We start from the raw sequence: 21,944 nt of genomic DNA on the forward strand, positions 1-21,944 counted from the left end.
CAGGGGGGCGGCGGTGGGCAGGTCCTCCTTGTTGTATACCAGGATGGTGGGGCCTTGGGCGGCGGCCAGGGCCAGCAGCTCTTCCTCCTCGGCGTCCCGGGGGCGGGAGGCATCCACCACCACCAGGGTCAGCTGAGACCGGCGCAGGGCTTCCCGGCTGCGCTCCACCCCCAACTGCTCCACCTGGTCGTCGCTATCCCGCAGACCGGCGGTGTCGATGAGGCGCAGCAGAATGCCGCCCAGATTCAGCCGCTCCTCCACGGTGTCCCGGGTGGTGCCGGCAATGGGGGTGACGATGGCCCGGTCGTAGCCCAGCAAGGCGTTGAACAGGGTGGACTTGCCTGCGTTGGGCTTGCCCACAATGGCGCAGGGGATGCCCTCCATCAGGGCACGGCCCCGGCGGTAGGTCTGGGCCAGCCGGTCCAGCTTGGCCCCCGCTTGGGATAGCGTCTGGGCGATTTCCTGGGCCTCGAAGGGGTCGATGTCCTCGTCGGGGTAGTCCAGCACCGCATGGAAATGGGCCATCAGGCCGGTGAGCTGGTCATAAATGTCGTCAATGACCTGGGCCAGTGCACCGCCCAGCTGTCCGGCAGCCTGGTACACCGCGTCCTGGGACTCGGCGTGGATGAGGTCGGCCACCGCTTCCGTGCGGGTCAGGTCCATTTTACCTGCTAAGAAGGCACGGCGCGTAAACTCTCCGGCCCGGGCCTGACGTACGCCACAGGCAAACAGGGCCTCCAGGGCCATGGACAGCAGCACCGGGGAGCCGTGGCACTGCAATTCCGCAGTGTCCTCTCCGGTGTAGCTGTGGGGCGCCCGGGAGACGGTGGCCAGACAGTGGTCCAGGGCCAGACCATTTTGGTCGTGCAAGGTGCCGTACACCAACAGGCGGTCGGGCTGCTGGGACATGGGTTTTCCGCTGACGGGAGTGAAGACCTGATCCAGGGCGGCAATGGCCTGGGGCCCGGACAGGCGGAGAATGCCAATGGCGGTGGCTTGCTGGCCGGTGGCAATGGCGGCAATGGTGTCGTTCATGGAATATCACCTCGTTGAAAGTGGTGGTTGTTGCGCTGGTGGTCAAGCTATGGTACAATGAAACACGATAAAAATCAAGAAGGGCGGAGGTGCCGACTATGGCAGAACTGCAAATGGTATCCTACAAGCTGGAGGATCTCCAGTTTTTCAACAAGTTGGACAAGGCTGGACAGATTCAGTTGGAGAACAACTCCAATTTCTCGGTGAAGTACACTGCGGACAACACCAAGTGTATGGCCAAGCTGTATCAGTGCGTCAAGGACAAGACCGATGGCCCTGACCATCAGTTCTTTGTCTCTGTGGAGCTGGTGGGCCTGTTCCAGATCACCGGTGAGGTCAGCGACGAGGACAAGAAGGAGTTCCACGTGCGCTGCTATGAGCAGCTGTTCTGCTACGCCGAGACCCTGGCGCACCAAGTGTGCGGGGCTGGCGGCATGCCCAACTTCCGCCTGCTGCGCCGTCCCATGACCAAGGACGGGGTGCAGATCAAGCAGTCTAAGTAAGGATAAAACATGGGCCGGATGGATATCCGGCCCATGTTTTTAACTTTTTTCCTCAAAGGTGGCTCCACAGGTGCGGCAGTGGACGGTAATCCGTCCTTTGCCTCGGGGCACCCGCATTTGCTGCCCGCAGTTAGGGCACTTGAAGTAGCGGTGCTCCCGGTCATGCATCCGGGTGCGAAACGTGTGAAATTTACGCATGGCAGGGCGCACAATCTGGAGAAAACGGGTGTTTTCACTTCTGCGGCGCTCCAAATCTCGGGAGAGCATGCGGAACAGCGCCACCAACAGCAGCACCAACACAATCCAGTCCAAGACCACCAGCCTTGTGACCAGAAACACCAGATACAGCACCAGATAGGTGACCATGAGGAAGATATTTAATTGATCCATGCCATAACGGCCGACCATAAAACGGGCGAGATACTGACGAATCACTGTCTCTTACCTCCTGGCAGTACAGGGGACTGCACGATTTTATCCTATGTCCTTATGATAATATTAAGAAATGGCAACGTCAATGGGGTAACGGTAAACAAAATGTGAACTTGCCCGTTGTCTCTGGGGGAGAAGACTGATATAATGGCAGGAAGTACAAACATAGGAGGGATGGTTCCATGCCACGCATTGATAAGACAAACTACTATTTAGATATTGCCCAGACGGTGTCCGAGCGTTCCACCTGCCTACGCCGCCACTATGGGGCCATCATCGTCCAAAACGACGAAATTGTTTCCACTGGCTATAATGGAGCCCCCCGTGGCCGGAAAAACTGCATGGATTTGGGTTACTGCACCCGGGAGGCCATGAATATCCCCTCCGGGGAGCGGTACGAGCTGTGCCGCTCGGTGCACGCCGAGGCCAACGCCATCATCTCCGCTTCCCGCCGGGAAGTGCTGGGGGCTACCTTATATATGGTGTGTGTCAACCCCAAGACCCGGGAGCTGATTTCCGGCTCCACCTCTTGCTCCATGTGCCGCCGTCTCATCATCAACGCCGGCATCTCCCAGCTGGTCATCCGGGATACGCCCACGGAATACCGCATCGTGGATGTGGAAAAAGAGTGGATCGAGGAGGACGACTCTCTGCCCAGCCATTTGAGAGAGGAGCAGGGGAGTTCTTGCGGTTGCAGTGGTGGCTGTGGAGGCGGCTGCTGCGGCTGAGATGTGCCAGAGAGATGCCCCCTTCGCCACGGTGTTTGGGCTGAGGAAGAAGGGGGCAAACTGCACACAAAACCCCGTGGATTTTCTCCCCGAACTGGTGGAGTTTCAGGGGTAAAAATCTCGAATTTTCCCTTGACTTTACAAAATGTATATAGTACAATAATTGAGCGCGTGAAAAGCGCGCATATGCGATGATGCGGGAGATTGCTCGTGAAAACGAGGTAACTTCCGCGGAGTATGTCCGGAAATCGGGCGGCTGAGAGACTTGTTCACGGCGTATATCGCCGGGAATGGGTGAAACCGGCCAGCTTTTGTGCCGGTTTTATTCATGGCCCGGAGTGATACGCACGGAAACGTGGATGAAGTTTTTCACCGTACGAAGGGACGACCGATCATCACTTCGTATGTTATTAAGGAGGAAAACCCAAATGGCAGCTCAGAAAGAAATGATTCGCATTCGCCTCAAGGCTTACGATCATCAGCTGATCGACCAGGCCGCTGAGAAGATCGTGGAGACCGCTAAGCGCTCCGGCGCCACCGTCTCCGGCCCCATCCCCCTGCCCACCAAGAAGGAAGTGGTCACCATCCTGCGCGCTGTCCACAAGTACAAGGACAGCCGTGAGCAGTTTGAGCGTCGCACTCACAAGCGTCTGATCGACGTGGTGAAGCCCTCTGCCAAGACTGTGGAGGCTCTGATGAGCCTGGACCTGCCCGCTGGCGTGGACATTGAAATTAAGCTCTAAAAAGCAGCTTAATTTCGCACAACTTTGTTGTACCCGCAGCTCACCGATCCATTGAGGTGAGCGGGTCATGTTGGAAAACCAATGAGCACCCAATGTCTCACGTTTTTCAACCAATAACCTTATTAAGGAGGAATACACATGGAAAAGGCCATTATCGGCAAGAAGGTGGGCATGACCCAGATCTTCGATGAAGCCGGCAAGGTCATCCCGGTCACTGTCATCCAGGCAGGCCCCTGCACCGTGGTGCAGAAGAAGACCGAGGAAAAGGACGGCTACACCGCCGTTCAGTTGGGATTTGAAGAAGTTCCCGAGCGCAAGCTGTCCAAGCCCGAGGTGGGCCACAGCAAGAAGTCTGGCAAGGTGCTCCGCGTTCTCAAGGAGTTCAAGCTGGACAACGCTGCTGAGCTCAACGTGGGCGACGAGATCAACGCCACCGTGTTCGCCGCTGGCGACCGCGTGGACGTGACCGGTATCAGCAAGGGTCACGGCTACCAGGGCGTTGTTAAGCGCTGGGGCGCTCACACCCTGAAGAACACCCACGGTACCGGCCCTGTGCACCGTCACGCTGGTTCCATGGGCTCCAGCACCGATCCCTCCCGCATCTTCAAGGGCAAGATCGGCGCCGGTCAGATGGGTAACGAGCAGGTCACCGTCATGAACCTGGATGTGGTTCAGGTGGACGAGGAGCTGGGCATCATCGCTGTGCGCGGCGCTATCCCCGGCCCCAAGGGCGGTGTGGTTGCTCTGCGCAGCTCCGTCAAGAAGGTCATGGAGAAGAAGGCCACCGAGGCTGGCCGCGTCAATCCCCAGAAGGCTTCTGCCCGTGTCAATCCCCAGAAGGCCTCTGCGCGTAACAAGTAAGAAAGGAGAGAATGACAAATGCCTAAAGCTAACCTTTATGATATGGCCGGTAAGCAGATCGGCGAGGTCGAGCTCTCCGAGTCCATCTTCGGCATCGAGCCCAACCAGTACGTCGTTCATGATGTGGTCAAGAATCACCTGGCCAACTGCCGTCAGGGCACTCAGAGCGCTCTGACCCGCGCTGAGGTTTCCGGCGGCGGCCGTAAGCCCTGGCGTCAGAAGGGCACCGGTCACGCCCGTCAGGGTTCCACCCGTGCTCCCCAGTGGACTCACGGTGGTATCGTGTTCGCCCCCAAGCCCCGCGATTACAGCTACACCCTCAACAAGAAGGTGAAGCGTCTGGCTCTGAAGTCCGTTCTGTCCGCCAAGGCTGCCTCCGGCGCTGTGCTGGTGGTGGACGGCCTGGGCATGGACCAGATCAAGACCAAGACCTTCCAGGGCTTCCTGAACGCCGTGGAGGCCAACAAGGCTGTGGTTGTCACCAGCTGCGCCAACGTGGTCAAGTCCGCTCGCAACATTCCCGGCGTGGTCACCACCCCCGCCAACCTGATCAATGTCTATGACATTGTCAACGCCAACCAGCTGATCATCGACAAGGCTGCGCTGGCCACCATCGAGGAGGTGTTCGCCTAATGAAGACCGCTTACGATATCATTAAGCGCCCCATCGTCACCGAGAAGTCCATGATGCTGGCCACCGAGAAGAAGTACACCTTCGAGGTTGCCAAGGACGCCAACAAGATCGAGATCGCTAAGGCGGTCGAGGAGATCTTCGGCGTGAACGTGGCGAAGGTTAACACCCTGAACATGCAGGGTAAGGTCAAGCGCATGGGCCGTTATCCCGAGGGCCGTCGGGCCAGCTGGAAGAAGGCTGTTGTGACTCTGACCGAGGAGTCCAAGACCATCGAGTTCTTCGAGGGTATGGTGTAAGAGGAGGAAATTGAACTATGGCTATTCGCGTATACAAGCCCACAACGCCCTCCCGCCGTCACATGACTGTGTCCGCCTTCGAGGGCATTGATAAGAAGGCCAAGCCGGAGCGCTCCCTCACCGAGGTGCTCCAGAAGCACGCCGGCCGTAACAGCTACGGTCGCATCACCGTCCGCCACCGCGGCGGCGGCAACAAGCGCAAGTACCGTATCATCGACTTCAAGCGCGATAAGAACGGCAGCGCTACCGTCATCAACCTGCAGTACGACCCCAACCGCTCTGCCAACATCGCCCTCATCGAGTATGAGGATGGCGAGCGCCGCTATATCCTGGCTCCCGTGGGTCTGAAGGCCGGCCACATCATCATGACCGGTCCCGAGGCCGACATCCTGCCCGGCAACTGCCTGCCCATCGCCAACATCCCCGTGGGTGAAATGATCCACTGCGTGGAGCTGCACCCCGGCAAGGGCGCTCAGCTGGTTCGTTCCGCTGGCGTGGCTGCTCAGCTGATGGCTAAGGAGAACGGCATGGCTCAGGTGCGTCTGCCCTCCGGCGAGGTCCGCCTCATCCGTGAGGAGTGCAAGGCCACCATCGGCCAGGTTGGCAACACCGACTGGGCTAACATCCACATCGGTAAGGCCGGCCGTAAGCGTCACATGGGCTGGCGTCCCACTGTGCGTGGCTCCGTCATGAACCCCAATGACCACCCCCACGGTGGTGGTGAGGGTAAGAGCCCCGTGGGCCGTCCCGGACCTGTTACCCCCTGGGGCAAGCCTGCTATGGGTTACAAGACCCGCAAGAAGAAGAACCCCACCGACAAGTTCATCGTCAAGCGTCGTAACGGTAAGTAAGGAGGCAGTAAAAGATGAGCAGAAGTATCAAGAAAGGCCCCTTTTGCGCTCCCGAGCTGCTGAAGCGGGTCGACGAAATGAACAAGGCCAACGAGAAGAAGGTTCTGAAGACCTGGAGCCGCGCCTCCACCATCTTCCCCTCCTTCGTGGGCCACACCTTTGCTGTGCATGACGGCCGCAAGCACGTGCCCGTGTATGTCACTGAGGACATGGTCGGCCACAAGCTGGGCGAGTTTGCTCCCACCCGCACCTTCAAGGGTCACGCGGGCAGCAAGACTGGTAAGTAAGGAGGAGAGATAGAATGGAAGCTAAAGCAACACTGAGATACATTCGTATCTCTCCCCGTAAGGTCGGCATCCTGTGCGACCTGATCCGTGGCAAGAGCATTGCTCAGGCCAACGCCATCCTGGCTCTGACCCCCAAGGCTGCTGCTGAGCCTCTGATGAAGCTGGTCAACAGCGCCGCCGCCAATGCCGAGAACAACCACGGCATGGACCCCGAGAAGCTGTACGTTGCTGCCACCTTCGCCACCCCCGGCCCCATCATCAAGCGCTTCATGCCCCGGGCCCAGGGTCGTGCCTACCGCATCAACAAGAGAACTTCTCACGTGACCGTTGTGGTCAAAGAGCGCTAAGTAAGGAGGTCAAAGAGTAATGGGACAGAAAGTTAACCCCCACGGCCTTCGCGTGGGCGTCATCAAAGACTGGGACTCCCGTTGGTATGCCCGCAATGAGAAAGTGGGCGACCTCCTGGTTGAGGACTACAATCTCCGCCGCGACCTGAAGAAGCGGCTGTACTCCGCCGGCGTGCCCAAGATCGAGATTGAGCGCGACAACGCCAAGATCCGCATCTATGTGCACTGCGCCCGTCCCGGTGTTGTCATCGGCAAGGGCGGCGAGGAGATCGAGAAGCTCCGCGCCGAGCTGGAGAAGAAGCTGGGTAAGCCCGTGGCTCTCAACATCGTTGAGGTCAAGAACGTGGACACCAACGCTCAGCTGGTGGCTGAGAACATCGCTCAGCAGCTGGAGAAGCGCATCGCTTTCCGCCGCGCCATGAAGAACGCCATGGGCCGCGCTATGCGCATGGGCGCTCTGGGCATCAAGGTGCAGGCTTCCGGCCGTCTCAACGGCGCTGAGATTGCCCGCACCGAGCAGTACCACGACGGTACTATCCCCCTGCAGACCATCCGTGCCGACATCGAGTACGGTTTCGCTGAGGCTGCCACCACCTATGGCCGCATCGGCATCAAGGTGTGGATCTACAAGGGCGAGGTTCTGACTCAGACCCTGCGCACCACTCCCCGCACCATCGACACCAAGAACTACAAAGAGCGCGAGCAGCGTCCCCGTCGCGACCGCCGCAATGGCGATCGCCGCAACGGTGGTGATCGTCGCCAGGGCGGCTTCAACCGCAATGGTGGCAACCGCCAGGGCCGTCCCGCTGCTAAGGAAGGAGGCGCCCAGTAATGCTGCTGCCTAAGAGAGTGAAGTATCGCCGTGTGCACCGCGGTCGTATGACCGGCGTCGCCACCCGTGGCAACACCATCGCTTACGGTGATTTCGGCCTGGTGACCACCGAGCCCGCTTGGATCACCGGCAACCAGATCGAGGCCGCCCGTGTGGCCATGACCCGTTACACCAAGCGTGGCGGTAAGGTCTGGATCAAGATCTTCCCCGACAAGCCCGTGACCAAGAAGGCCCTGGGTACCCGAATGGGTTCCGGTAAGGGCGCTCCCGAGTACTGGGTTGCCGTTGTCAAGCCCGGCCGTGTCATGTTCGAGATCGCCGGCGTTTCCGAGGAGGTTGCCCGTGAGGCCCTCCGTCTGGCCAGCCACAAGCTGCCTGTCAAGTGCAAGATTGTCAAGAAAGAGACCGAGAATGGTGGTGAATGAAGATGAAAGCTAACGAAGTCCGTAAGATGAGCGCAACCGAGCTGGAGACCAAGCTGGTGGAGCTGAAGAAGGACCTGTTCAACCTCCGTCTTCAGCACGCCACCAATCAGTTGGAGAACCCCATCCGCATCGCAGAGGTTAAGAAAGACATTGCCCGAGTCAAGACCATCCTGCGTGAGCAGCAGGGCCGATAAGGAGGAGTAAACGATGAGCGAAGTGAGAACCTCTTCTCGTAAGACCAGAGTCGGCCTGGTGGTATCGGATAAGATGGATAAGACCGTGGTGGTCGCCATCGCCGACCGCGTGGCCCACCCTCTGTATAAGAAGATTGTCAAGCGCACCTACAAGCTGAAGGCTCACGACGAGCTGAACCAGTGCGGCGTAGGTGACCGTGTTCGAGTGATGGAGACCCGCCCCCTGTCCAAGGACAAGCGCTGGCGCGTGGTTGAGATCATCGAGAAGGCGAAGTAAGAAGGAGGTGCCAGTATGATTCAGGAAGAAAGCTATCTGAAGGTTGCCGACAACACCGGCGCCAAGGAGATCAAGACCATCCGCGTACTGGGCGGCTCCAAGCGCAAGTTTGGTAACATCGGCGACGTGGTTGTCGCCTCCGTACGCAAGGCCGCTCCCGGCGGCACCGTGAAGAAGGGCGAAGTGGTCAAGGCCGTTATCGTCCGCTCCAAGCGCGGCGTGCGCCGTGCCGACGGCAGCTATGTGCGTTTCGACGACAACGCCGCCGTCATCATCCGCGACGACAAGAACCCCCGCGGCACCCGTATCTTTGGCCCAGTGGCTCGTGAGCTGCGCGACAAGGATTACATGAAGATCCTGTCCCTGGCTCCCGAAGTGCTGTAAGAGGGGGGTTACGAGGTATGAGTATGAACGTAAAGAAGAACGATACCGTGGTTGTCCTGTCCGGTAAGGACAAGGGCAAGCAGGGCAAGGTCCTCTCCGTCAACCCCGAGGCCGGCAAGGTCATCGTGGAGGGCGTGAACGTGGCCACCCGTCACCAGAAGCCCCGCCGTCAGGGCGAGGAGGGTGGCATCGTCAAGAAGGAGACCCCCATCTACGCCTGCAAGGTTATGACCGTTTGCCCCAAGTGCGGCAAGGCCACCCGCGTCGCTCACAAGATCGAGGGCGACAAGAAGGTGCGCGTGTGCAAGCACTGCGGCGCTGAAATCTGAGAAAGAGGAGGAGTATAAAAATGGCTAACCCCAATTTGAAGGCTAAGTACAACGCCGAGATCGCTCCTGCTCTGATGCAGAAGTTCGGCTACAAGTCCACCATGGAGATCCCCCGCATCGACAAGATCGTCGTGAACGTGGGCTGTGGTGAGGCTCGCGACAACGCCAAGGTTCTGGAGTCCGTGGTGGCTGACCTGGCTACCATCACCGGCCAGAAGCCCGTGGTGACCCGCGCTAAGAAGTCCGTGGCTAACTTTAAGCTCCGTGAGGGCATGCCCATCGGTGCTAAGGTGACCCTGCGCCAGGACAAGATGTGGGAGTTCATGGATCGTCTGTTCAACGTGGCCCTGCCCCGTGTGCGTGACTTCCGTGGCATCAACCCCAACGCCTTTGACGGCCGCGGCAACTACGCCCTGGGCCTGAAGGAGCAGCTGATCTTCCCCGAGATCGAGTACGATAAGATCGACAAGATCCGTGGTATGGATATCGTCATCTGCACCACTGCCAAGACCGACGAGGAGGCCAAGGAGCTGCTGACTCTCCTGGGCGCCCCCTTCACCACCAACGGTTAATGGAAGGAGAGACCAGCTATGGCTAAGAAATCTATGATTCTCAAGCAGCAGGCTGAGCCCAAGTTCTCCAGCCGCCGCTACAACCGCTGCAAGATCTGCGGCCGCCCCCACGCTTACCTCCGGGACTACGGCATCTGCCGTATCTGCTTCCGCGAGCTGGCCTACAAGGGCCAGATTCCCGGCGTGAAGAAGGCCTCCTGGTAATTTGCCGCAAAACGACAAAAAACCGGAGAAAAATTTGGATAACAAGTCCCAGGCGGGGGGTTGCACCCCCGCCTATGGGCATGTTATAATAAATCGTTGGCCACCGTGCCAATGGTAAAAGAGACCCCCAGCGTGGGAAAAGACGGACAAAAGGTCGGAGGATCCAACCTACCCTTCGATACCTTTCCGCCTGTACGGGCGAAAGCCCGTAAATTTTATAGGAGGTAAGAAATCATGCAAATCACCGATCCCATTGCGGATATGCTCACTCGCATCCGCAACGCGAACAACGCAAAGCATGACACCGTGGATGTTCCTGCTTCTAACATGAAGAAGGCCATCGCTCAGATTCTGCTGGACGAGGGCTATATCAAGAACTTCCAGACCATCAACGATGGTACCCAGGGTGTCATCCGCATCACTCTGAAGTATGTGCAGCCCGGCAAGGAGAAGGCCATCACTGGTCTGCGCCGGGTGTCCAAGCCCGGCCTGCGTGTGTACGCTGGCGCTGAGGAGCTGCCCCGCGTGCTCCGTGGCCTGGGCATTGCTATCGTGTCCACTTCCAAGGGCGTCATGACCGACAAGAAGGCCCGCGAGGCTCATGTCGGCGGCGAAGTCCTGGCTTTCGTTTGGTAAGGAGGGTATAGGAATGTCTAGAATTGGTAGAGCTCCTATCGCCGTCCCCGCCGGCGTGGAGGTTAACATCGCTGACAACAACGTTGTCACCGTCAAGGGTGCCAAGGGCACTCTGGTGCAGCAGTTCCACCCCAACATGACCATCACTCTGGCTGATGGCGTGGTGACTGTGACCCGTCCCAACGACCTGAAGGAGAACCGTGCTCTCCACGGCCTGACCCGCACCCTGATCCACAACATGATCGTGGGCGTCACTGAAGGGTACAAGAAGACTCTGGACGTCAACGGCGTAGGTTACCGTGTGGCTCTGGAGGGTGGCAAGCTGGTGATGAACCTGGGCTTCTCTCACCAGGTCATCATGGAAGCTCCCGAGGGCATCACCATTGAGGTTCCCAACCAGAACCAGATCGTGATCTCCGGCTATGACAAGCAGCTGGTTGGCCAGTTCGCTGCCAAGGTCCGCGAGAAGCGTCCCCCCGAGCCTTACAAGGGCAAGGGTATTAAGTACTCTGATGAGGTCATCCGCCGCAAGGTTGGTAAGACCGGTGCTAAGAAGTAATAAGGAGGTGTGCCGATTATGATTAACAGACCCAATACTAAGGCTCAGCGCCTGCATCGTCATAAGCGCGTTCGTGGTAAGGTGTCCGGCACCTCCGAGCGTCCCCGTCTGAATGTGTTCCGCAGCGAGACCAACATCTATGCTCAGATCATCGACGACACCAAGGGTGTGACCCTGGTTTCCGCTTCTTCCCTGGAGAAGGGCTTTGAAGGCTCCGGCAGCAACTGCGAAGCTGCCAAGAAGGTGGGCGAGGCTATTGCCGAGCGCGCCAAGGCCAAGGGCATTGAGACCGTTGTGTTTGACCGTGGTGGTTACCTGTACCACGGCCGCGTGAAGGCTCTGGCCGAGGGCGCCCGTGAGGGCGGCCTGCAGTTCTAAGGGAGGAGGAAGAAAATATGGCTCGTTTTGAGAAAGAACCCAAGGAGTTCGTAGAGAAGGTTGTATACCTGAACCGTGTCTCCAAGACCGTCAAGGGCGGCCGTGTTGCCAAGTTCTCCGCCCTGGTTGTTGTGGGCGACGAGAAGGGCAAGGTCGGCTACGGCCTGGGCAAGGCCGCTGAGGTGGCCGAGGCCATCCGCAAGGGCATCGAGGATGCCAAGAAGAACATGGTGACCGTGACCCTGTCCGGCACCACCATCCCCCACGAGGTCATCGGTGAGTTCGGCGCCGGCCGCGTGCTCCTCAAGCCCGCTTCCAAGGGTACCGGTATCATCGCCGGCGGCCCCGTGCGTGCTGTGATGGAGGCCGCTGGTGTGTCCGACATCCGTGCCAAGTGCCTGCGCACCAACAACCCCCAGAACGTGGTGGCTGCCACCATGGCTGGTCTGAAGGCTCTGCGCAGCCCCGCTGAAGTCGCTCGTATCCGCGGCAAGAGCGTGGAAGAAATCATCGGTTAAGGAGGCTCACGACTATGGCTAACACTGTTGAGATTAAGCTCGTCAAGAGCCTGAACGGCCGTCTGGCCAAGCACAAGGCTACTGCCGAGGCTCTGGGCCTGCGTCACATCGGCGATGTGACCGTGCAGCCCGACAACGCTGCTACCCGCGGCAAGATTGCCGCCATCGGTTACCTGCTCCAGGTCACCGAGAACGCCTAAGGAGGTGCCCGATATGAATCTGCATACTCTCTCTCCCGCCGCTGGCTCCACTCAGGTGGGCAAGCGCAAGGGCCGCGGCCCCGGCTCCGGCAACGGCAAGACTGCCGGCCGTGGTCACAAGGGTCAGTGGGCTCGTTCCGGCGGCGGTGTCCGTCCCGGTTTTGAAGGCGGCCAGATGCCTCTGGTGCGTCGTCTGCCCAAGCGTGGTTTTAACAACATCTTTGCCAAGCGTCTGGAGACCATCAACGTCTCCGCTCTGAACAAGTTCGAGGATGGCGCCACCGTCAACGTCTGCGACCTGCTGGAGCAGGGCATCCTCTCCAAGTGTGAGTACGGCGTTAAGGTGCTGGGCAACGGCGAGATTACCAAGAAGCTCACCGTGCGTGCTTCCGCTTTCTCCGCCTCCGCTAAAGAGAAGATTGAAAAGGCAGGCGGTACAGCGGAGGTGATCTGAAATGATTCAGACCATCCGTAGTGCCTGGAAGGTGCAAGAGCTGCGCAACAAGCTGCTGTTCACCGTCTTTGCTCTGCTGATTTTCCGGGTTGGCTCTGCCATTCCCGTCCCCCTCATTGACACCAACACCCTGAGCACCTGGATGAATCAACAGTCTTCCAGCATCTTCGGCCTGTTGAATGTCATGAGCGGTGATGCCTTTGCACAGGCCACCGTGTTTGCTCTGTCCATCCAGCCCTACATCAACAGCTCCATTATCATCCAGCTGTTGACCATCGCCATCCCCGCTCTGGAGCGTATGGCCAAGGAAGAGGGCGAGGAGGGCAAGAAGAAGATTGCCGCGATCACCCGTTACGCCACTGTGGCCATTGCACTGCTCCAGTCCTTTGGCTACTACACCCTCATCAAGGCCAACAACCTGGTGGTAGCTGAGGGAATCTGGCCCGCATTTGTGATTATTTTTGCCTTCACCGCCGGCTCCGCCTTCCTGATGTGGCTGGGCGAGCAGATCACCGAGTTCGGTGTGGGCAACGGCATTTCCATCATCCTGTTCGGCGGTATCATTGCCCGTGGCCCCTCTATGGTCACCTCTATGATCAACGGCGTGCGGGTGTGGGCCACTGGCTCCACCAGCACCACCACCGCCTCTCTGCACCCCGCTTTCATCCCCCTGATTCTGGTGGGTATTCTGCTGCTGGTGGTGTTGGTGGTGTTCATCACCAACTCCGAGCGGCGCATTCCGGTGCAGTATGCCAAGCGGGTGGTGGGCCGCAAGATGTACGGCGGTCAGTCCAGCCATATTCCCGTCAAGGTGAATATGTCCGGCGTTATGCCCATCATCTTTGCTCAGGCCATCGCCTCCATCCCCGCTACCATCGGCATGTTCGTGCCCTCTGCTCAGACTGAGGGTTCCGGCTGGAACACCTTCCTGAAGGTGTTTGATTCCAACGGCCTCATCTACTGCGTGGTGTACTTCCTGCTGATCGTCGTGTTCAGCTACTTCTACAACACCATCCAGTTCAACCCCGTGGAGATCTCCAACAACCTGAAGAAGAACGGCGGTTTCATCCCCGGCTTCCGTCCCGGCAAGCCCACTGCCGACTTCCTGTCTAAGGTCATTGGCCGTCTGACCATGTTCGGTGCTCTGTATTTGGCTGTGGTGGCTCTGCTGCCCGCCATCACCGGCAACATCATGCTGGCCTTTGGCAGCACCGCTGGCCGTAGTCTGGCCATCGGCGGTACGTCCATCATCATCGTGGTGGGTGTTGCCCTGGAGACCGTGAAGGTGCTGGAGGCCCAGTTGATGATGCGTCACTACAAGGGCTTCCTTGAGTAATTGGAGAAGGTGAAGAAGATGAAGCTGATTATGCTGGGCGCCCCCGGCGCCGGTAAGGGAACTCAGGCCGCCATCTTGAGCGAGAAGCTGGGTATCCCCACCATTTCCACTGGTAACATCCTGCGGGCTGCCGTGAAGAACGGCACCCCCGTGGGATTGCAGGCCAAGAGCTACATGGACGCTGGTAAGCTGGTCCCCGACCAGGTCATCATCGACATCGTAGCCGAGCGTTTGGCCCAAGACGACTGCTCCAAGGGCTACATTCTGGACGGCGTGCCCCGCACCATCGCCCAGGCCGAGGCTCTGGAGCAGGCCGGCGTGGTGTTCGACCACGTCCTGTCCATTGAGATCTCCGACGAGGAGATCAAGGAGCGTATGAGCGGCCGTCGCTTCTGCGCCTCCTGCGGTGCCACCTACCACATTGTCAACGCTCCTTCCCAGGTGGAGGGCGTGTGCGACAAGTGCGGCGGCAAGCTGGAGCTGCGTGACGACGACAAGCCCGAGACTGTCCAGCACCGCCTGGAGGTCTACCACGCCGAGACCGAGCCTCTCAAGGCTTTCTATGCTGAGCGCAATTTGCTGTGCTCTGTGGACAATCAGTCCACCATTGAGGCCACCACTGAGGTCATCGAGAAGGCTCTGGGGATCTAAACCATGGAGCTCATTACGCTCAAGTCGTCCAGAGAGCTGGACGCAATGCGCAAGGCGGGCCGCATCGCCGCTCAGGCCAGAGAACTGGCCGGGCGCATGGTAGCCCCCGGCGTATCGACCTTAGACATTGATACCGCGGTACGCAAGTTCATCGAGAGCCAGGGAGCGAAACCGTCCTTCCTGGGTTACGGCGGATTCTCCGGATCTGCCTGCATCTCGGTCAACGAGGTGGTCATCCACGGCATCCCTTCCAAGAAGGTGGTGCTCAAAGAGGGTGACATCGTCAGCGTAGACGTGGGTGCCTGCATCGATGGTTTCCACGGCGACTGTGCCGCCACCTATCCCTGCGGAGAGATCTCCGATGAGGCCAAACGGCTCATCGAGGTCACCCAGCAGAGCTTCTGGGAAGGCATGAAGCACGCCAAGGCCGGCCAACGAGTGTCTGATATCTCCCATGCGGTTCAAAAGTATGTGGAGAGCTTCGGTTACTCGGTCGTTCGCGACTTTGTTGGCCACGGTGTGGGCGCGAAACTCCACGAGGCCCCCGAGGTGCCCAACTACGGCCCCGCTGGCCACGGCCCCCGGCTCCAACCCGGCATGACCATTGCCGTGGAGCCCATGGTGTGTGCCGGTGACTGGCGCGTAAAGGTGCTCAAGGACGGCTGGACCACCGTGACGGTGGACGGCTCTCTGGCGGCCCATTACGAAAACACCGTACTCATCACCGACGGCGAGGTTGAAATTCTCACCCAGTGCGGAGAGATGTGAGATGAGTTTCCAACAAGCCCAAATCGTGCGCTCCCGCAGCGGCCATGACAAGGACCAACTGTTCTGCGTGATGGCGGTGGAAGGCAGCTTCGTGCTGCTCTCAGACGGGAAGCGGCGGCGGGTGGAGAAGCCCAAGCGCAAAAACATCAAGCATGTGGAGCGCGTAGGGGAGTTCAACCACCCAACCATCGAAAAAGTCCGGGCCGGTCAACCTGTGGGCAACCGCGCGTTGCGCGCAGCTCTGGCGGCCATCCGGGACGAAATGGAGGTATGAAGCTTTGGCGAAGGACGATATGATCGAGCTGGAGGGCGTCGTCACCGAGGCCCTGCCCAATACGACTTTCAATGTGGACATCGGGAACGGACACATCATCCTGGCCCACATTTCCGGCAAGCTGCGTATGAACTTCATCCGCATCCTGCCCGGCGACAAGGTCACCGTACAGATGTCGCCCTACGACCTGACCAGGGGTCGCATCACCTGGCGAAGCAAGTAAGAGATAACACGACCGAGACGGGCCGGGGCCTTGCCTCCGCCCAACTCGGGGCCATCAGGCATTCACAGGAGGTTAACCGATATGAAAGTAAGACCGTCTGTCAAGCCCATGTGCGAGAAGTGCAAGATCATCAAGCGCAAGGGCAAAGTTATGGTCATTTGTGAGAACCCCAAGCACAAGCAGAGACAAGGTTAAAGGAGGGGCAAGAAGAATATGGCACGTATTGCAGGTATTGATCTGCCTAAGGAGAAGCGAGTCGAGATCGGACTCACCTATATCTACGGCATTGGACGCACCAGCGCTACCAAGATTCTGGAGAAGGCTGGCATCAACCCCGACACCCGCGTGAAGGACCTCACCGACGCCGACGAGGCTAAGCTGCGTGAGATCATCAGCCACGAGTACGTGGTGGAGGGCGATCTGCGCCGTAATGTCGCTATGGACATCAAGCGTCTGACCGAGATCGGCTGCTACCGTGGTGTCCGTCACCGCAAGGGCTTGCCCGTCCGTGGCCAGCGTTCCAAGACCAACGCTCGTACCCGCAAGGGTCCCAAGCGCACTGTGGCCAACAAGAAGAAGTAAGGAGGGATATGACACATGGCTACTGCTAAGAAAGTGATCAAGCGCCGTCGTGAGCGCAAGAACGTGGAGAAGGGTCAGGTGCACATCCGTTCCTCCTTCAACAACACCATGGTTACTGTAACCGACATGCAGGGCAACGCCCTGTCCTGGGCTTCCTCCGGCGAGATGGGCTTCCGTGGCTCTCGTAAGTCCACCCCCTTCGCCGCCCAGACCGCTGCTGAGACTGCCGCCAACGCTGCCATCGAGCAGTGCGGCCTCAAGAGCGTTGAGGTGTACGTCAAGGGTCCCGGTCAGGGCCGTGAGGCTGCCATCCGGGCTCTGCAGGCCGTGGGTCTGGAAGTCACCCTGATCAAGGACGTGACCCCCGTCCCCCACAACGGCTGCCGTCCCCCCAAGCGTCGCCGCGTGTAATCTGGAAGGAGGAAAAGCAATATGGCTAAGAATATGCAGCCCTATCTGAAGCGTTGCAGAACCCTGGGCATTTCTCCCGCTACCATGGGCGTGAACAAGGAGTCCAACCGGAATCCCGGCCCCCAGCGGAGAAGCAAGAAGAGCGAGTATGCTCTGCAGCTGACCGAGAAGCAGAAGGTGAAGTTCATCTATGGCGTGCTGGAGAAGCAGTTCCGCTCCTACTATGAGAAGGCCGCTCGCATGAAGGGCAACACCGGCGATGAGCTGATGACCCTGCTGGAGCGTCGTCTGGATAACGTGGTGTTCCGTCTGGGCCTGGCCAACACCCGCCGCGAGGCTCGTCAGCTGGTCAACCACGGTCACTTCACCGTTAACGGCAAGCGCGTGAACATCCCCTCCTACCTGGTGAAGGTGGGCGAGGAGATCGCCGTTTGCGAGAAGAGCCGCTCTTCCGCCAAGTTCAAGAAGCTGGTGGAGGAGGATAAGTTCGTGGCCGCTCCCGCCTGGCTGGAGAAGACCAAGAACGCTCCTCTCCAGGGCAAGGTTGTGGCCATGCCCACCCGCGAGGATATCGACTTCGAGGTCGCTGTCAACCTGATCGTGGAGTTGTACTCCAAGTAATCGTCACCCTCAAGCAGTTCGCAACCGTTTTTGGAAGCTACGCCACAGTAAAAGGAGGGTATTCACGATATGGTAGAAATTCAGAAGCCGCGCATTGAGTGCATCGAGAACGTGGGTGAGGAGACTTACGGCAAGTATGTCGTAGAGCCTCTGGAGCGGGGCTACGGCACCACCATTGGCAACTCCCTGCGCCGCATTCTTCTGTCCTCTCTGCCTGGTACCGCAGTGACCACGGTGAAAATCGCCGGCGTCCAGCACGAGTTCTCCACCATCCCCGGGGTGAAGGAGGACGTGACCCAGATCGTTCTGAACATCAAGGGCATCATTGCCAAGCTGTACAGCGAAGGGGTCAAGACCGTCTATATCGAGGCCTCCGGTGAGGGGGTCGTGACGGCTGGTGACATCAAGGCCGACAGCGATGTGGAGATTCTCAACCCTGAGCATCACATCGCCACTCTGGGCCCCGATGCCACCCTGAACATGGAGCTGACCTTGTCCCAGGGCCGCGGTTACGTCACCGCCGACCGGAACAAGACCAGCCAGACTGTCATCGGTGTCATTCCTGTGGACTCTGTGTACACCCCTGTGCGCAAGGTCAACTACACCGTGGAGAACACCCGCGTGGGTGATGCCACCGACTACGACAAGCTGACCCTGGAGGTCTGGACCAACGGCACCATCTCCGCCCGGGACGCCGTATCCCTGGGCGCCCGCATCCTGCTGGACCACTTCACTCTCTTCACCGATCTCTCTGAGACCATGGGCTCCAAGTCCACCGTGGTGGAGAAGGCTGAGACCCAGCGCGATAAGGTGCTGGAACTGACCATCGAGGAGCTGGACCTGTCTGTCCGTTCCTTCAACTGCCTCAAGCGCGCCAACATCAACACCGTGGAGGACTTGATCTCCAAGACCGAGGACGAGATGATGAAGGTGCGTAACCTGGGCCGTAAGTCCCTGGAAGAGGTCATCAACAAGCTGGCGATGATGGGTCTCTCTCTCGCCAGTGAGGAAGTGTAAGAAGTGCGAGGATAACCACACGGCCGAGCCTGGACCGGAGCGTCCGCCAAAACCCAAGACCCCTGCGGGGGTCTGGATTTGGCGGGAGACGCAGGGAAGGGGAGGCCAAGTGTGGAAAATCCGAGCATGACAACATCGAAGTGTGAGGATGGCCACACGGCTTTCCCGTGTGGCTCCCACTCAGGCAGGGCGAGGGTATGTAACGTTCCGCCTCACCCACACCCAGTGTCCCCTTTGCGGGGTGTCAGAACGAATTTATTTAGATCTCGCAACGCGAGGTCGGAGGAGTGTTAAAAATGGCTCAGAACCGTAAACTGGGTAAGACCAGCGACCAGCGCCGCGCCATGCTGCGCGCCATGACCACCTACCTGCTGGAGAATGGTCAGATCAAGACCACCTACGCCCGCGCCAAGGAGGTCGCCCCCATTGCCGAGAAGATGATCACCCTGGCTAAGAAGAACAACCTGGCTTCTTACCGTCAGGCTCTCAGCTACATCACCAAGGAGGATGTGGCTAAGAAGCTCTTCGACGAGATCGGCCCCAAGTATGCTGACCGCAATGGCGGCTATACTCGCGTGCTGAAGATGGGTCCCCGTCGCGGCGACGCTGCCGAGATGGCTATCATTCAGCTGGTGTAATGGCTACGAAAAGACCTCTGCCCAAAGGGCAGAGGTCTTTTTTTGATATGCCAGACCTTGGAAACTGGCGTTTTACACAATTAGTGTGAAAAAAATGGAAGAAGTATATACAAAATGCTCTCTGTGTGGTACACTCACCATAGACGGATGTATCTCTATGACAAGATACAGAGATTTAGGAAGGAAAAAGGGGGAGAAACCATGAAAAAGAGAAGCATATTGGCTCCATTGGTGGCTGGGACCATACTGGCCGGCGTGTTGTGCGGCTGCGGCAGCATCAGCCTGAACCTGGGCGACGAGGCGGACCGGATGAAGAACTACGTTCAGGGCTACCTGGATTTGACCTATAAGGGCCAGTTCAACGAGGACTACCTCAAGGAGTTGGATCTCACCGAGGAGGAGGCCCAGGAGCGGTATGACCAGGGCATCCAGGTGGAAGTGGAGTTCTTCCAAAATGCCATTGGCGTGTTTGACTACCCCGCTGAGGAGATCACACAAAAGCTCACCGAGATGTACAAGGAGATTTACAGCCACAGCGAATACACCGTGGTCTCCGCCAATAAAATGGACAGCGGCAACTACGTCGTGGAAGTCACCGTGTGCCCCATTGACGTGATGACCCAGGTCACCTCCGACGATTTCCAGACCATCTTTGAGGAGGTCATGGCGGAACAGGGCATCACCAGCCAGGAGCAGCTGGATGCTATGAGCGAGGAAGACTACGAGAAGGCGGACCAGCTCTATGCGCAGCGCGTACTGGAATTGCTGGAGGAGAAAATGGGTAACATCGGCAACGGAGAGGAGGAGTCCCTCACCGTGCAGATTGTCAACGATGGGGACATTTGGAGCCCCTCCCAGGACGACTTTGATGCCATTGATTTGGCTATGATTGATTACAGCAACTTTGGATATTGAGGAAGTATACAGCGCCGGCGTACCCCGCCGGCGTTGTATTTTTCCTCGAAAACTTCCACAGTGTCAAAGGGACGTGTGGAAATATTCCTCCAGCACCGCCCATTCGGAGAAGGGCTCCCGACGTCCGCAGGTCTCGATATACCCCTCGTGACCCTTGCCCAACAGGGCTACCATGTCCCCCGGCTGGGCCAAATCCAGAGCGTGGCGGATGGCCTCTTTCCGGTCGTAGAGCACCTCCCAGGGAATTTGACGGCCCAAGGCCTGGGTGATTTGGCGGCAGATGTCCTCCACCGGCTCCCAGCGGGGGTTGTCGGTGGTGACCATGGCGTAGTCGGCCAGTTCCGCAGCCACCTGGGCCATGTCCAGCCGCCGCATGGGGGGCCGATTTCCACCGGCACCGAATACCACGATGATTTTCCCGTGGGGGTAGCAGTGCAGGCAGCTCAAAATGGCCCGAAAGCTGGCGGCGTTGTGGGCGTAGTCCACCACCACCCGAATGCCCCGGTCATTGGGGAACACCTGAGCCCGCCCGGGCACGGTGGCATGTTCCAGCCCTTGGCGAATGGCTTCCTCGGGCAGGCTCAGCTGACGGCATACCGCCACGGCGGCCAGGGCGTCCTGGACATGGTGCCGCCCGGGGAGGGAAATGGTATAGGGGGTGTCGCAGCCTGCCACCGTGAAGCGGCTGCCCAGGGCGGTGGAGGTCTCCACCGGGGCCACCGTCACCCCTTGCACCCCACAGGAGGGGGAGAAGCCAAAGGTGGTGACCGGGGCCTCTGGGGGAAGCTGAGGGGCCATCTGGGGCCAGGCCATATCCTCCCCATTGCCTACCGCGGCGGCGCACTGGGCAAAGAAGGCGGCCTTGCAGGCGGTATACTCGGCGTAGTCGGCGTGTTCCCCGGGGCCGATGTGGTCAGGGGAGATGTTGAGAAAGACTCCGGCGGCAAAGGTGAGCCCCGCCAAGCGGTGGTGCTTCATGGCCTGGGAGGACACCTCCATCACCACATGGGTGCACCCCTGCTCCACCATATCGTGGAGCAGGCGGTGGAGCAGCAGCGGCTCCGGGGTGGTGTTGGGGCAGTTGGCCCACTTCTCTCTTCCCACATAGGCTCCCATGGTGCCAATCATGCCGGTGGGGTACCCAGCACACAGGAGAATGTCCCGCACCATGTGGGCGGTGGTGGTTTTGCCTTTGGTGCCGGTGATGCCAATGAGGGTCAGGCCCTTGGCGGGGTGGCCGTAAAAGGCAGCGGCCAGGTGGGCCAAGGCTTGGCGGGGATTTTCCACCACAAAGAGGGGGACGGAGCAGGGCAGGGACACAGGAGAGACTACGGCGGCGGCCCCTTGGGCCACCGCCTGGGAGATGTACTTCACCCCGTCGGCGTGGGTGCCGGGTATGGCTACAAAGAGGGCCCCGGGGATGACGGTGCGGGAGTCGCAGGTGAGGGCGGTGATGTCCATCTCTGCGCCACTGCTGTGGCCAATGCTGGATAGAAGTTGAGATAATTTCATGGGTCAACACCTCAGATGGGAGAGATTTTGACCCAGTCTATGCGGTGGTAAAAAAGGGGGTTCCTTTCATGGGAAAGGAACCCTTCTTTCAGTGGATGGGGGTAAAGGCTTGCCAGCCTGGGGGGGACGCGCTCCGCTAAGGGTCCATTTTGAGTGGCCAAAATGGACGAAAAGCCACTTAGGGGCTTTGCCCCTAAGGACCCCGCTGGGGTCAGCAGCCCTATGGCTCTGGAAGAACCCAAACCGGCCCAGGGATAAGCTGATACTCATTACCGCTACATCCGCTGCCGCTCAACGTCCCAATGTGGATAGCACTTG

The 21,944-nt window shown here is 59.0% G+C and carries 38 protein-coding genes; 35 read left to right on the forward strand and 3 right to left on the reverse strand.

The features are described from left to right. Window positions 1-1,035 (reverse strand): tRNA uridine-5-carboxymethylaminomethyl(34) synthesis GTPase MnmE (gene mnmE, locus B5G37_RS12645; protein WP_087258325.1); only part of this gene is annotated, 1,035 nt, incomplete at its 3' end. A 98-nt stretch (window positions 1,036-1,133) separates the two neighbouring features. Here mnmE and B5G37_RS12650 point away from each other — a divergent pair. Further along, a complete protein-coding gene (locus B5G37_RS12650; RefSeq protein ID WP_087258250.1) occupies window positions 1,134-1,538 on the forward strand; it encodes a protein-export chaperone SecB in 405 nt (134 codons plus the stop codon). 39 nt (window positions 1,539-1,577) lie between these two features. Here B5G37_RS12650 and B5G37_RS12655 read toward each other — a convergent pair whose 3' ends face one another. After that, on the reverse strand, window positions 1,578-1,973 hold the full coding sequence (locus B5G37_RS12655; protein ID WP_087258253.1) for a hypothetical protein: 396 nt from the start codon (window positions 1,971-1,973) through the stop codon (window positions 1,578-1,580). A gap of 179 nt (window positions 1,974-2,152) precedes the next feature. On the opposite strand from B5G37_RS12655, the gene B5G37_RS12660 reads away from it, so the two are divergent. The 34 genes from B5G37_RS12660 to B5G37_RS12825 all read left to right on the forward strand — a co-directional run bounded on the left by B5G37_RS12660 (window position 2,153) and on the right by B5G37_RS12825 (window position 20,114). Next, window positions 2,153-2,698: a dCMP deaminase family protein gene (locus B5G37_RS12660; protein WP_087258256.1), complete on the forward strand. Its 546-nt coding sequence runs from the start codon at window positions 2,153-2,155 to the stop codon at window positions 2,696-2,698. Window positions 2,699-3,126: 428 nt separating this feature from the next. Continuing rightward, window positions 3,127-3,441, forward strand: coding sequence for a 30S ribosomal protein S10 (gene rpsJ / locus B5G37_RS12665; RefSeq protein WP_087230559.1), 315 nt, complete (start codon window positions 3,127-3,129; stop codon window positions 3,439-3,441). A 138-nt stretch (window positions 3,442-3,579) separates the two neighbouring features. Continuing rightward, complete coding sequence (gene rplC, locus B5G37_RS12670; protein WP_087258259.1) at window positions 3,580-4,302, forward strand: 50S ribosomal protein L3; 723 nt, start codon at window positions 3,580-3,582, stop codon at window positions 4,300-4,302. Between the two features lie 18 nt (window positions 4,303-4,320). Continuing rightward, the gene (gene rplD / locus B5G37_RS12675) at window positions 4,321-4,935 is read left to right on the forward strand and encodes a 50S ribosomal protein L4 (protein ID WP_087258262.1); all 615 of its coding nucleotides are present in this window, start codon (window positions 4,321-4,323) and stop codon (window positions 4,933-4,935) included. Further along, on the forward strand, window positions 4,935-5,231 hold the full coding sequence (gene rplW, locus B5G37_RS12680; RefSeq protein ID WP_087258265.1) for a 50S ribosomal protein L23: 297 nt from the start codon (window positions 4,935-4,937) through the stop codon (window positions 5,229-5,231). The genes rplD and rplW overlap by 1 nt, the downstream gene beginning before the upstream one ends. A 17-nt stretch (window positions 5,232-5,248) precedes the next feature. Beyond that, window positions 5,249-6,082, forward strand: coding sequence for a 50S ribosomal protein L2 (gene rplB / locus B5G37_RS12685; RefSeq protein ID WP_087258268.1), 834 nt, complete (start codon window positions 5,249-5,251; stop codon window positions 6,080-6,082). Window positions 6,083-6,096: 14 nt separating this feature from the next. Beyond that, the gene (gene rpsS / locus B5G37_RS12690; protein ID WP_087230545.1) at window positions 6,097-6,369 is read left to right on the forward strand and encodes a 30S ribosomal protein S19; all 273 of its coding nucleotides are present in this window, start codon (window positions 6,097-6,099) and stop codon (window positions 6,367-6,369) included. 14 nt (window positions 6,370-6,383) lie between these two features. Beyond that, a complete protein-coding gene (rplV, locus tag B5G37_RS12695; RefSeq protein ID WP_087230542.1) occupies window positions 6,384-6,716 on the forward strand; it encodes a 50S ribosomal protein L22 in 333 nt (110 codons plus the stop codon). Window positions 6,717-6,735: 19 nt separating this feature from the next. Further along, window positions 6,736-7,548 (forward strand): 30S ribosomal protein S3, encoded by an 813-nt coding sequence (gene rpsC / locus B5G37_RS12700; protein WP_087258271.1) that lies wholly within the window; start codon window positions 6,736-6,738, stop codon window positions 7,546-7,548. Further along, on the forward strand, window positions 7,548-7,973 hold the full coding sequence (gene rplP, locus B5G37_RS12705; RefSeq protein WP_087258274.1) for a 50S ribosomal protein L16: 426 nt from the start codon (window positions 7,548-7,550) through the stop codon (window positions 7,971-7,973). Before rpsC ends, rplP begins: the two co-directional genes overlap by 1 nt. A gap of 2 nt (window positions 7,974-7,975) precedes the next feature. Further along, on the forward strand, window positions 7,976-8,167 hold the full coding sequence (rpmC, locus tag B5G37_RS12710; protein WP_143482197.1) for a 50S ribosomal protein L29: 192 nt from the start codon (window positions 7,976-7,978) through the stop codon (window positions 8,165-8,167). Between the two features lie 13 nt (window positions 8,168-8,180). Continuing rightward, window positions 8,181-8,444 (forward strand): 30S ribosomal protein S17, encoded by a 264-nt coding sequence (gene rpsQ / locus B5G37_RS12715; protein WP_087230530.1) that lies wholly within the window; start codon window positions 8,181-8,183, stop codon window positions 8,442-8,444. Between the two features lie 15 nt (window positions 8,445-8,459). Then, window positions 8,460-8,828 (forward strand): 50S ribosomal protein L14, encoded by a 369-nt coding sequence (gene rplN / locus B5G37_RS12720; protein ID WP_087230527.1) that lies wholly within the window; start codon window positions 8,460-8,462, stop codon window positions 8,826-8,828. A 17-nt stretch (window positions 8,829-8,845) separates the two neighbouring features. Then, window positions 8,846-9,157, forward strand: a complete 312-nt coding sequence (rplX, locus tag B5G37_RS12725; protein ID WP_087258277.1) for a 50S ribosomal protein L24 — start codon at window positions 8,846-8,848, stop codon at window positions 9,155-9,157. Between the two features lie 20 nt (window positions 9,158-9,177). Further along, complete coding sequence (gene rplE, locus B5G37_RS12730; protein ID WP_087258280.1) at window positions 9,178-9,729, forward strand: 50S ribosomal protein L5; 552 nt, start codon at window positions 9,178-9,180, stop codon at window positions 9,727-9,729. Between the two features lie 18 nt (window positions 9,730-9,747). After that, window positions 9,748-9,933 carry a type Z 30S ribosomal protein S14 gene (locus B5G37_RS12735; RefSeq protein WP_080906393.1) on the forward strand — a complete coding sequence of 62 codons (186 nt, stop codon included), beginning with the start codon at window positions 9,748-9,750 and terminating at the stop codon, window positions 9,931-9,933. 234 nt (window positions 9,934-10,167) lie between these two features. Further along, the gene (gene rpsH, locus B5G37_RS12740; protein ID WP_087230519.1) at window positions 10,168-10,569 is read left to right on the forward strand and encodes a 30S ribosomal protein S8; all 402 of its coding nucleotides are present in this window, start codon (window positions 10,168-10,170) and stop codon (window positions 10,567-10,569) included. A gap of 13 nt (window positions 10,570-10,582) precedes the next feature. Then, complete coding sequence (gene rplF / locus B5G37_RS12745) at window positions 10,583-11,128, forward strand: 50S ribosomal protein L6 (RefSeq protein WP_087258284.1); 546 nt, start codon at window positions 10,583-10,585, stop codon at window positions 11,126-11,128. A gap of 18 nt (window positions 11,129-11,146) precedes the next feature. Next, window positions 11,147-11,506 (forward strand): 50S ribosomal protein L18, encoded by a 360-nt coding sequence (rplR, locus tag B5G37_RS12750; RefSeq protein ID WP_087258288.1) that lies wholly within the window; start codon window positions 11,147-11,149, stop codon window positions 11,504-11,506. Window positions 11,507-11,523: 17 nt separating this feature from the next. After that, entirely contained in the window at window positions 11,524-12,024 is a 501-nt protein-coding gene (gene rpsE / locus B5G37_RS12755; protein ID WP_087230510.1) for a 30S ribosomal protein S5, read from the forward strand. 14 nt (window positions 12,025-12,038) lie between these two features. After that, window positions 12,039-12,224 carry a 50S ribosomal protein L30 gene (rpmD, locus tag B5G37_RS12760; RefSeq protein WP_087258291.1) on the forward strand — a complete coding sequence of 62 codons (186 nt, stop codon included), beginning with the start codon at window positions 12,039-12,041 and terminating at the stop codon, window positions 12,222-12,224. 13 nt (window positions 12,225-12,237) lie between these two features. Beyond that, the gene (rplO, locus tag B5G37_RS12765; RefSeq protein ID WP_087258294.1) at window positions 12,238-12,678 is read left to right on the forward strand and encodes a 50S ribosomal protein L15; all 441 of its coding nucleotides are present in this window, start codon (window positions 12,238-12,240) and stop codon (window positions 12,676-12,678) included. Window position 12,679: 1 nt separating this feature from the next. Continuing rightward, window positions 12,680-14,014, forward strand: a complete 1,335-nt coding sequence (secY, locus tag B5G37_RS12770) for a preprotein translocase subunit SecY (protein ID WP_087258297.1) — start codon at window positions 12,680-12,682, stop codon at window positions 14,012-14,014. A gap of 18 nt (window positions 14,015-14,032) precedes the next feature. Then, window positions 14,033-14,665 carry an adenylate kinase gene (locus tag B5G37_RS12775; protein WP_087258300.1) on the forward strand — a complete coding sequence of 211 codons (633 nt, stop codon included), beginning with the start codon at window positions 14,033-14,035 and terminating at the stop codon, window positions 14,663-14,665. Window positions 14,666-14,668: 3 nt separating this feature from the next. Next, a complete protein-coding gene (gene map / locus B5G37_RS12780; protein ID WP_087258302.1) occupies window positions 14,669-15,433 on the forward strand; it encodes a type I methionyl aminopeptidase in 765 nt (254 codons plus the stop codon). A gap of 1 nt (window position 15,434) precedes the next feature. Beyond that, window positions 15,435-15,707 carry a KOW domain-containing RNA-binding protein gene (locus B5G37_RS12785; RefSeq protein WP_087258306.1) on the forward strand — a complete coding sequence of 91 codons (273 nt, stop codon included), beginning with the start codon at window positions 15,435-15,437 and terminating at the stop codon, window positions 15,705-15,707. Between the two features lie 4 nt (window positions 15,708-15,711). Beyond that, window positions 15,712-15,930, forward strand: a complete 219-nt coding sequence (gene infA, locus B5G37_RS12790) for a translation initiation factor IF-1 (protein ID WP_087230495.1) — start codon at window positions 15,712-15,714, stop codon at window positions 15,928-15,930. A gap of 81 nt (window positions 15,931-16,011) precedes the next feature. Next, on the forward strand, window positions 16,012-16,125 hold the full coding sequence (gene rpmJ, locus B5G37_RS12795; RefSeq protein ID WP_006573428.1) for a 50S ribosomal protein L36: 114 nt from the start codon (window positions 16,012-16,014) through the stop codon (window positions 16,123-16,125). A gap of 18 nt (window positions 16,126-16,143) precedes the next feature. Next, entirely contained in the window at window positions 16,144-16,512 is a 369-nt protein-coding gene (gene rpsM, locus B5G37_RS12800; RefSeq protein WP_087258309.1) for a 30S ribosomal protein S13, read from the forward strand. 15 nt (window positions 16,513-16,527) lie between these two features. Next, window positions 16,528-16,923 (forward strand): 30S ribosomal protein S11, encoded by a 396-nt coding sequence (gene rpsK / locus B5G37_RS12805; RefSeq protein ID WP_087230488.1) that lies wholly within the window; start codon window positions 16,528-16,530, stop codon window positions 16,921-16,923. Between the two features lie 21 nt (window positions 16,924-16,944). Beyond that, window positions 16,945-17,544: a 30S ribosomal protein S4 gene (gene rpsD, locus B5G37_RS12810; protein WP_087258312.1), complete on the forward strand. Its 600-nt coding sequence runs from the start codon at window positions 16,945-16,947 to the stop codon at window positions 17,542-17,544. A gap of 69 nt (window positions 17,545-17,613) precedes the next feature. Then, complete coding sequence (locus B5G37_RS12815) at window positions 17,614-18,561, forward strand: DNA-directed RNA polymerase subunit alpha (protein ID WP_087258315.1); 948 nt, start codon at window positions 17,614-17,616, stop codon at window positions 18,559-18,561. Between the two features lie 296 nt (window positions 18,562-18,857). Beyond that, on the forward strand, window positions 18,858-19,199 hold the full coding sequence (gene rplQ / locus B5G37_RS12820; RefSeq protein WP_087258318.1) for a 50S ribosomal protein L17: 342 nt from the start codon (window positions 18,858-18,860) through the stop codon (window positions 19,197-19,199). Window positions 19,200-19,400: 201 nt separating this feature from the next. Continuing rightward, window positions 19,401-20,114 (forward strand): hypothetical protein, encoded by a 714-nt coding sequence (locus B5G37_RS12825; protein ID WP_087258321.1) that lies wholly within the window; start codon window positions 19,401-19,403, stop codon window positions 20,112-20,114. A gap of 63 nt (window positions 20,115-20,177) precedes the next feature. On the opposite strand, the gene B5G37_RS12830 is transcribed toward B5G37_RS12825, so the two are convergent. Further along, window positions 20,178-21,626, reverse strand: a complete 1,449-nt coding sequence (locus B5G37_RS12830; protein WP_242962890.1) for a UDP-N-acetylmuramoyl-L-alanyl-D-glutamate--2,6-diaminopimelate ligase — start codon at window positions 21,624-21,626, stop codon at window positions 20,178-20,180. Window positions 21,627-21,944 lie beyond the last annotated feature (318 nt).

This window comes from Pseudoflavonifractor sp. An85 (assembly GCF_002161235.1).
Taxonomy (GTDB): domain Bacteria; phylum Bacillota; class Clostridia; order Oscillospirales; family Oscillospiraceae; genus Enterenecus.

What these genes read in the sequence shown, in the direction of transcription:
- B5G37_RS12785 (WP_087258306.1), top strand. Translation starts at nt 15,435, where the DNA reads ATGAGTTTCCAACAAGCCCAAATCGTGCGCTCCCGCAGCGGCCATGAC.
- rplD (WP_087258262.1), top strand. Translation starts at nt 4,321, where the DNA reads ATGCCTAAAGCTAACCTTTATGATATGGCCGGTAAGCAGATCGGCGAG.
- rplW (WP_087258265.1), top strand. Translation starts at nt 4,935, where the DNA reads ATGAAGACCGCTTACGATATCATTAAGCGCCCCATCGTCACCGAGAAG.
- map (WP_087258302.1), top strand. Translation starts at nt 14,669, where the DNA reads ATGGAGCTCATTACGCTCAAGTCGTCCAGAGAGCTGGACGCAATGCGC.
- B5G37_RS12660 (WP_087258256.1), top strand. Translation starts at nt 2,153, where the DNA reads ATGCCACGCATTGATAAGACAAACTACTATTTAGATATTGCCCAGACG.
- B5G37_RS12650 (WP_087258250.1), top strand. Translation starts at nt 1,134, where the DNA reads ATGGCAGAACTGCAAATGGTATCCTACAAGCTGGAGGATCTCCAGTTT.
- rpmD (WP_087258291.1), top strand. Translation starts at nt 12,039, where the DNA reads ATGGCTAACACTGTTGAGATTAAGCTCGTCAAGAGCCTGAACGGCCGT.
- rplO (WP_087258294.1), top strand. Translation starts at nt 12,238, where the DNA reads ATGAATCTGCATACTCTCTCTCCCGCCGCTGGCTCCACTCAGGTGGGC.
- B5G37_RS12825 (WP_087258321.1), top strand. Translation starts at nt 19,401, where the DNA reads ATGAAAAAGAGAAGCATATTGGCTCCATTGGTGGCTGGGACCATACTG.
- rpsD (WP_087258312.1), top strand. Translation starts at nt 16,945, where the DNA reads ATGGCTAAGAATATGCAGCCCTATCTGAAGCGTTGCAGAACCCTGGGC.
- secY (WP_087258297.1), top strand. Translation starts at nt 12,680, where the DNA reads ATGATTCAGACCATCCGTAGTGCCTGGAAGGTGCAAGAGCTGCGCAAC.
- rplE (WP_087258280.1), top strand. Translation starts at nt 9,178, where the DNA reads ATGGCTAACCCCAATTTGAAGGCTAAGTACAACGCCGAGATCGCTCCT.
- rplQ (WP_087258318.1), top strand. Translation starts at nt 18,858, where the DNA reads ATGGCTCAGAACCGTAAACTGGGTAAGACCAGCGACCAGCGCCGCGCC.
- rpsJ (WP_087230559.1), top strand. Translation starts at nt 3,127, where the DNA reads ATGGCAGCTCAGAAAGAAATGATTCGCATTCGCCTCAAGGCTTACGAT.
- rpsH (WP_087230519.1), top strand. Translation starts at nt 10,168, where the DNA reads ATGCAAATCACCGATCCCATTGCGGATATGCTCACTCGCATCCGCAAC.
- rpsE (WP_087230510.1), top strand. Translation starts at nt 11,524, where the DNA reads ATGGCTCGTTTTGAGAAAGAACCCAAGGAGTTCGTAGAGAAGGTTGTA.
- rplV (WP_087230542.1), top strand. Translation starts at nt 6,384, where the DNA reads ATGGAAGCTAAAGCAACACTGAGATACATTCGTATCTCTCCCCGTAAG.
- rplR (WP_087258288.1), top strand. Translation starts at nt 11,147, where the DNA reads ATGATTAACAGACCCAATACTAAGGCTCAGCGCCTGCATCGTCATAAG.
- rplN (WP_087230527.1), top strand. Translation starts at nt 8,460, where the DNA reads ATGATTCAGGAAGAAAGCTATCTGAAGGTTGCCGACAACACCGGCGCC.
- rpsM (WP_087258309.1), top strand. Translation starts at nt 16,144, where the DNA reads ATGGCACGTATTGCAGGTATTGATCTGCCTAAGGAGAAGCGAGTCGAG.
- rplX (WP_087258277.1), top strand. Translation starts at nt 8,846, where the DNA reads ATGAGTATGAACGTAAAGAAGAACGATACCGTGGTTGTCCTGTCCGGT.
- B5G37_RS12775 (WP_087258300.1), top strand. Translation starts at nt 14,033, where the DNA reads ATGAAGCTGATTATGCTGGGCGCCCCCGGCGCCGGTAAGGGAACTCAG.
- rpsK (WP_087230488.1), top strand. Translation starts at nt 16,528, where the DNA reads ATGGCTACTGCTAAGAAAGTGATCAAGCGCCGTCGTGAGCGCAAGAAC.
- rplP (WP_087258274.1), top strand. Translation starts at nt 7,548, where the DNA reads ATGCTGCTGCCTAAGAGAGTGAAGTATCGCCGTGTGCACCGCGGTCGT.
- rpsQ (WP_087230530.1), top strand. Translation starts at nt 8,181, where the DNA reads ATGAGCGAAGTGAGAACCTCTTCTCGTAAGACCAGAGTCGGCCTGGTG.
- B5G37_RS12830 (WP_242962890.1), bottom strand. Translation starts at nt 21,626, where the DNA reads ATGAAATTATCTCAACTTCTATCCAGCATTGGCCACAGCAGTGGCGCA.
- rplB (WP_087258268.1), top strand. Translation starts at nt 5,249, where the DNA reads ATGGCTATTCGCGTATACAAGCCCACAACGCCCTCCCGCCGTCACATG.
- rplC (WP_087258259.1), top strand. Translation starts at nt 3,580, where the DNA reads ATGGAAAAGGCCATTATCGGCAAGAAGGTGGGCATGACCCAGATCTTC.
- B5G37_RS12735 (WP_080906393.1), top strand. Translation starts at nt 9,748, where the DNA reads ATGGCTAAGAAATCTATGATTCTCAAGCAGCAGGCTGAGCCCAAGTTC.
- rpmC (WP_143482197.1), top strand. Translation starts at nt 7,976, where the DNA reads ATGAAAGCTAACGAAGTCCGTAAGATGAGCGCAACCGAGCTGGAGACC.
- rpsC (WP_087258271.1), top strand. Translation starts at nt 6,736, where the DNA reads ATGGGACAGAAAGTTAACCCCCACGGCCTTCGCGTGGGCGTCATCAAA.
- rpsS (WP_087230545.1), top strand. Translation starts at nt 6,097, where the DNA reads ATGAGCAGAAGTATCAAGAAAGGCCCCTTTTGCGCTCCCGAGCTGCTG.
- rpmJ (WP_006573428.1), top strand. Translation starts at nt 16,012, where the DNA reads ATGAAAGTAAGACCGTCTGTCAAGCCCATGTGCGAGAAGTGCAAGATC.
- rplF (WP_087258284.1), top strand. Translation starts at nt 10,583, where the DNA reads ATGTCTAGAATTGGTAGAGCTCCTATCGCCGTCCCCGCCGGCGTGGAG.
- B5G37_RS12815 (WP_087258315.1), top strand. Translation starts at nt 17,614, where the DNA reads ATGGTAGAAATTCAGAAGCCGCGCATTGAGTGCATCGAGAACGTGGGT.